We start from the raw sequence: 5,860 nt of genomic DNA, 5'->3' as shown, positions 1-5,860 counted from the left end.
ATCCTGATCCGCAACGGCGTGACGTGGAAGGCGACCGGAAGGCATTGGATTCAAGCGGAGTTCAGCCAGCAATGAATGCAGCGTATGCGGTCCAGTGGCTGTGGTACGGGGCGCGCCTGCTGTTCAGCATGGCCTATGCCGTGGTCGAGTTTTTCAGTAAGCCGGGGGCGCGCTGGATCGTCACAACGGGGTTGGCTGTGGCGGCGTGGGTTTTCTTCCCGCGAATGGCTGGCTTTCTGGTGGACGTCATTGTCCTGCTCCCTTTAGGCGACCTGTCTGATGCTCTCTTGCGGATCATCATGCTGGCATTCACGGGCTGGTGGTTCGTGTACCTCATCAAGGTCAGGCGCGGTGCGCTGCCGTTGTTCCTGCTGCTGCTGATCGGGTGGGGGGCATGCCTTCACAGCGGCACTCGGGATGCTGTCCTATCCATGCCTTTCAGGCCGCTGGTGATCGCCGACACCGCCGCGCTGCTGGCGTTGTTCTTCCTCGCCCATTGGGGCCTGTCGCGCGTGCTGGCGCTGGTGCTGGGCACGTTCCCGCCGCCGCCATGGCCGCTGCGCCCGCGCCCGGTACTAAAAGCGAAGAACCGGGTGATTGTGCCGGTCCCGGTGACGCTCGCGGTCCCGCCGTTGCTACGGCCAGTGGCAGGCGCTTCCTACGATGTGCGCAGGGCCTTGCCGCGTGATGTGGCGACGCTGCTGATAACCCGTGGGTGATGGCGCTTCGCCCTTCCGGTGACGCAGGGGCCACAAGAGTATCGTGCCAATCGCTGGGCAGCCGATGCAGGCGCGATCATCGCCGGTGTTCCCTGCCAGTCTCCTTGGTCGCCGGTTCCGTACCGAAGTGTGGCCGGGTTCCTTATACCCGGCGCGGGGGACGTATCCATCCCCGGCCCGCTCCATTCGCTGCGCTCCCGTGTTGGGGAGGACACGTCCCCCTGTATCGCCGGGTTGTCAGGAACCGTCCTTCGGGACGGAAACCATCAACCAAGGAGACTGACATGAAACAGACAACCACCGCCAACACCCCGGCAACGCCCCTGTACAACGCCTATCACGTGGCCGAAGCCACCAACGGCAAACGCTGGATACGCATCGGGACAGTGTTCGCCCATGAGGACGGCCAAGGTGCCAATCTTATCCTCGATGCATTGCCCTTCAATTTCGATGGCCGCGTGGTGCTGCGCACCCCGAAATCCGAATAGAGGGACGTACCGGGGCGGTGATCCATCGCCCCGGTACAGACTGCCAGCGGCCCCGCTGGCAGCCCACCGAAGCGCGGGCACTAAGATGACGATGCGTCATCCGGCCCGGCAGCGGGGGTGCCACCGTTCGCGGGAAGCGGCGGGAGTTCAGGGAACAGCGCTCGTTCGTGGGGCTTGATGACATATTCATCCACGAGGTGGTCGAGCGTCTTGGCGAAGTCGCTCTCCTTGTTCTTTGCCCAATGCTCCAGCGCCAGCGCACCCACGATGATCTTGCGCCGTGTGTCGGCTTTGCGCTCCGCCTCGCGCTGTTGCGCCTCGGCTGCTTTTTTCTGTTCCTGCAATTGTTGAATCTGCTGTTCAAGTGTCTTGATTTTGTCTATGGGTCGCTGGCGCACCATGGGCACCGTCCTTTCTGTGCGTTGAATGTGATACCGCCAAGAAGGCGAATATTACCATACCACGACATGTCAGTGGTCGAGTGGACGAAGCCCGTGCTATCATCCCAAGCAGAGCGAAGGGCGCACTTAGTCATTCCTTTGGAATGAGTGCGGCCTCCCGGCGGGAGAAGCGATGGCGATCTACCATTGCAGCGCAAGCACCATCGGACGGAGCAGCGGGCGCAGTATCGTGGCCGCCGCTGCCTATCGCGCGGGCGCTGTCCTGACCGACCAACGCACGGGTTTAACCCACGATTTCAGCCGCAAGCGTGGCATCCTCCATACCGAGATCATGGCCCCGCTCGGCGCGCCGCCCTGGGCCACCGACCGCGCCCAACTGTGGAATGCAGCAGAGCGGGCCGAGGACAAAAGCACCCGCCGCGCCACCGCCACCACGGGGCGGGAATTCTGCCTTGCCCTGCCGCATGAACTCACCCGCGCCCAGCGGCTGGTGCTGGTGCGGGCGTTCGCGCGGTACATGGTGGATACCTATGGCGTCGTCGTGGACTTCGCCTTGCACGCCCCCGACCGCCGCAGCGACGACCGGAATTTTCATGCCCATATCCTCATCACCGACCGGCGCATGACGGATGCGGGGTTCGGGGAAAAGGTGCGGGAGTTGAACATCGCCAATGGCGGCAAACGGAATGTCTGCGCCATTCGCAAGGCATGGGCCGACCTCGCCAACCGGCATCTTGAAATGGCCGGGATCGACGCACGCATTGACCATCGCAGCTACGAAGCGCAGTGGATCGACCGCGAAGCCACCCAGCATCTGGGGCCATCCGCATCGGCCATGGAACGCCGGGGCGAGCGTTCGGATATTGGCGATGCGAACCGGGCCGCGCAGGCACGCAATCAGGAGCGCGCGGCGGTTGAGGCTGCGACCAAAGACGCGGAGAGAGAACAGCATAAGGAGGAGGTGAAGCGGAAGGCGCAGGCGGAATCCAAAGCCGAGGATGCGGCGGCCCGCACCTACGACCCTGCCAGCATTCTCACGGCACTGACGGAACGCCGCGCCACCTTCAGCGAGGCCGAGCTGAACGCCCTGTTGCGTCGCACGATCCCGTTGGAGAGTGACCGCGCCCATCTCTGCAAAGCGATCCTGACCTTGCCCGAGTTGGTGCCGCTGACGGAGCGCGGTGGCGGCCCCGTTGTCCGTTTTACCAGCAAGACCGTCCTGCGACGGGAGAGAGAGGCGCTGAAGTTTGCCCGGCAGCGCATCGCCGACAAGGGTTTCGGCCTTGCCGACGAAACCCGCGTGGCGATCATGGAGCGTGGGGAGTTCGGTCCCACCCGTCCCGAGCAGTACCTTGCCTTCCGGCGTGCGACCGGCCCGGAAGGGCTTGCCATGATTGCGGGTCAGGCCGGAACCGGCAAGAGCTACACCATGGCCGCCATCCGGCAAGCCTATGAGGCGGAGGGGGCGCGCGTCGTCGGCCTGTCCTTCACCAACAAGGTGATACAGGACATGAAGCGTGACGGCTTCCGGGAGGTGAGCACCGTCACCGGGGCCATGCAGGATGTCTTTCGCCAGCGGGCGCGGTGGGACCATCGCACGGTGCTGATGGTGGACGAGGCCGCGATGCTTTCCACCCGCGACATGCTGGGGCTGTTGATGGCCGCCGATTATGCAGGAGCCAAGCTGGTGCTGGTGGGCGACGACCGCCAGCTTGCCAGCGCCTACCTGCATGGCGGCTTGTTCGGCGCGCTGCGTGAGCGCCATGGGGACGTGGTTTCGGAACTGTCCGAGATCCATCGCATCCGTGACCATGCCCCGGATGCCAGCGGCCAGCGCCGGGCGTTCAATGCCATGCATGACGGCCGGTTCCGTGAGGCGCTGGACATCTTCGACCGGCAGGGCTTCATCCAATGGTCGGATACGCGGGACGAGGCCCGTGCGGCGTTGGCGAAGCAGTACGCCGCCGACCTGGATGCGCATCCGCAGGCACGGCGCTTCGCCTTCACCCACACCAACGCCGATGCCAAGGCGGTAAATGAAGCGCTGCGCGACATTTACCGGGCGCGCGGCATGCTCGGGCCGGATCATGCCTTGCCCGTGCAGGGCGGTTCGACCGCCTTTGCGGTGGGCGACCGTATCCAGCTCACCGGCAGTGCCTACCGCAAGGCCGACCGTCAAGCCGGGCTGGCCAACGGTGTCGTGGGCACCATCCGTATTATTGAGGGGATGAGCCTCACCATCGCCATCGACGCCCGGAAGGAGGAGCCGCCGCGCCTCCTGTCCTTCACGGTTGGCGGGAACCAGCAGGCTGGGGAGTTCAATGCCTTCCAGCACGGTTACGCTGGCACGGTGTACAAGGGCCAAGGGGCGACAGTGGACATTTCCTATCGCCTCCATGGCGGCAGCGAAGGGGCCGCCACCTCCTATGTCGGGGCCAGCCGCCATGCCGAAACCATGCACCTCTTTGCCAGCCGGGAAACGGTGCGTGGTGCAGGCCCATGGATGGGCATGCAAGGCGGGCTGGACGGGTTGACGGAAGCACAGCGCCAGCAGGCAGAAAAGGCGTTCGCCCGTTGGGCACCCGCCCATCCCGAAATTGCCGAGCGCCGTGGCCTTGCCGGATATGTCACCTATGTGCAGGGGCAATGGACGGAGGAGAAAGCCCGCGATAACGACCTGAACCAGCTCGCCCGCCAGATGGGGCGGCCCGACGAATGCCGCGCGGCCATCCAGTTCCAGCCATTGGAGGCGCCGCCTGACACGTCCACTCCGCCAGCCACATCCGCCCCGCCTGCTGCGCCGTCTGCCCCGAGCGAGCCCCATAGCCGCTACAGCCCGGCCTTCCGCCGCGTGGTGGACGCCTTCGACCTCATGCATCGCCGCACCGTCCGGCAGGCCGCCGCCGACGTGCGGGCCGCTGCCGATGAGGACAAGGAATCCGGTGGCCGCTGGGATCGTTTCCGCGCCTTCTGGCGGAACCGGATGGAGCATGAGCCGGACAGCCCGGCACCGCCCCGCCCGGACATAAATACACAACCCAGAGTTGATGACAGCAAGCCTCGAAACGGTTATGATAACCGACCAACCCATGATCCGAAGCCCAGACCCGGCGGCATCGACCCATGAGCAGCAACATCTATAAAGACATCATCCGCCAGCGCGAAGGGCAGCCCCAGCCACCCGCCGCCACCCCACAGCCCCCGCCGCTTCCGCGAGAGGGCGAGTATCTGGCTTTTCGCAGCGGCAGCCGGGTGCAGATGGGCTTTGCCGTGTATCGTGCCAACGGCGACATGGACGGATTTCTCTATCACAACCTCGACAACCTGGCCTTGCGCCGGGTCAGTGGGGTGGAGTTCCTCACCTTCACGCATCGCGGCAAAGCCGTCACCATGCAGGGACAAGGCTTGAAGGCCGTAATGCAGGTCATCATGGCCCATACCGCCATGGAGGTCTTTGAGCATGATGGGAAGGCAACGGTGGCTGCGGAACCGGTGATCCAGCGGGTGGAGGTGACCATGGCCGACAAATCCGGAAGCAAAGTTGGGACCGGACTTCCTTCCGCCTAAAGCGCTATGTGGGTCGAATGCTGGTGGCGGGAGCCCCCCGGTGTATCGTTCGGGTCGCGTTCGGGAGACGTTCGGGGACAGCACTCCTAAAATAATGCAAGTTACTTGCAGCAAATCAAAGGAGCTTTCTCATGTCTAAGAACACTTACGACCCTAAGCATATCGCAGATACCATGAAGAAGCTGCGTGAGTCATATAAATTAACTCAAGAAAATCTTGCACTTTCAGCAGGTCTCAGCACGCGAACAATTGAGAAACTTGAAAGCGGACGTCATACGCCAGAGGAACAGACGTTACGTTCCATCGCCCGAGCATTAAATGTAGATGTTGAGATTTTTGCAACGCCAGATCCAGAGGCCGAGGCTAAAGCCAAAGCTCAATTGGAAGAGGCTCTTCGGACTAAATTATTGGTGCGAACCGAACCCATCAGAACCGCCAATGATTTTTTAAAGCGTTTCGGAGAATGGGAGGGGTGGCGTTTCAGCTTCGATCAGGTCGAAGGCGATCAGGCTATGGAGGTTGCCGCCGAGATCGGTGACTGGCTCCAAGATATGGATGGTATTTGGGAGCTGATGAATACCAGTCAGCGGCTTGATACGGCTCGCGGCTTTGCTGATATGTGTACTCGGTTGGAAGCGCTCGGTTATCTCTGCCACATGGGGCACCACAAACAGCGAATGCGCAC

At 63.0% G+C, this 5,860-nt stretch carries 6 protein-coding genes; 5 read left to right on the top strand and 1 reads right to left on the bottom strand.

Features of this window, described 5'->3' with window-relative positions:
* Positions 1–719 (top strand): hypothetical protein (locus KBA48_RS32025; protein ID WP_292912729.1); only part of this gene is annotated, 719 nt, incomplete at its 5' end.
* Between the two features lie 284 nt (positions 720–1,003).
* Positions 1,004–1,207, top strand: coding sequence for a hypothetical protein (locus KBA48_RS32020; protein WP_292912728.1), 204 nt, complete (start codon positions 1,004–1,006; stop codon positions 1,205–1,207).
* An 80-nt stretch (positions 1,208–1,287) separates the two neighbouring features.
* On the opposite strand, the gene KBA48_RS32015 is transcribed toward KBA48_RS32020, so the two are convergent.
* Entirely contained in the window at positions 1,288–1,608 is a 321-nt protein-coding gene (locus KBA48_RS32015) for a hypothetical protein (RefSeq protein WP_292912727.1), read from the bottom strand.
* A gap of 172 nt (positions 1,609–1,780) precedes the next feature.
* On the opposite strand from KBA48_RS32015, the gene mobQ reads away from it, so the two are divergent.
* The 3 genes from mobQ to KBA48_RS32000 form a co-directional block, all read left to right on the top strand.
* Positions 1,781–4,735 carry a MobQ family relaxase gene (gene mobQ, locus KBA48_RS32010; RefSeq protein ID WP_292912726.1) on the top strand — a complete coding sequence of 985 codons (2,955 nt, stop codon included), beginning with the start codon at positions 1,781–1,783 and terminating at the stop codon, positions 4,733–4,735.
* Positions 4,732–5,175 carry a hypothetical protein gene (locus KBA48_RS32005; RefSeq protein WP_292912725.1) on the top strand — a complete coding sequence of 148 codons (444 nt, stop codon included), beginning with the start codon at positions 4,732–4,734 and terminating at the stop codon, positions 5,173–5,175. The genes mobQ and KBA48_RS32005 overlap by 4 nt, the downstream gene beginning before the upstream one ends.
* 131 nt (positions 5,176–5,306) lie before the next feature.
* Positions 5,307–5,860 (top strand): helix-turn-helix domain-containing protein (locus KBA48_RS32000; protein WP_292912724.1); only part of this gene is annotated, 554 nt, incomplete at its 3' end.

It is taken from the genome of Niveispirillum sp., assembly GCF_017996735.1.
GTDB lineage: Bacteria > Pseudomonadota > Alphaproteobacteria > Azospirillales > Azospirillaceae > Niveispirillum.
This window is presented reverse-complemented; position numbering and strand designations above follow the sequence as displayed.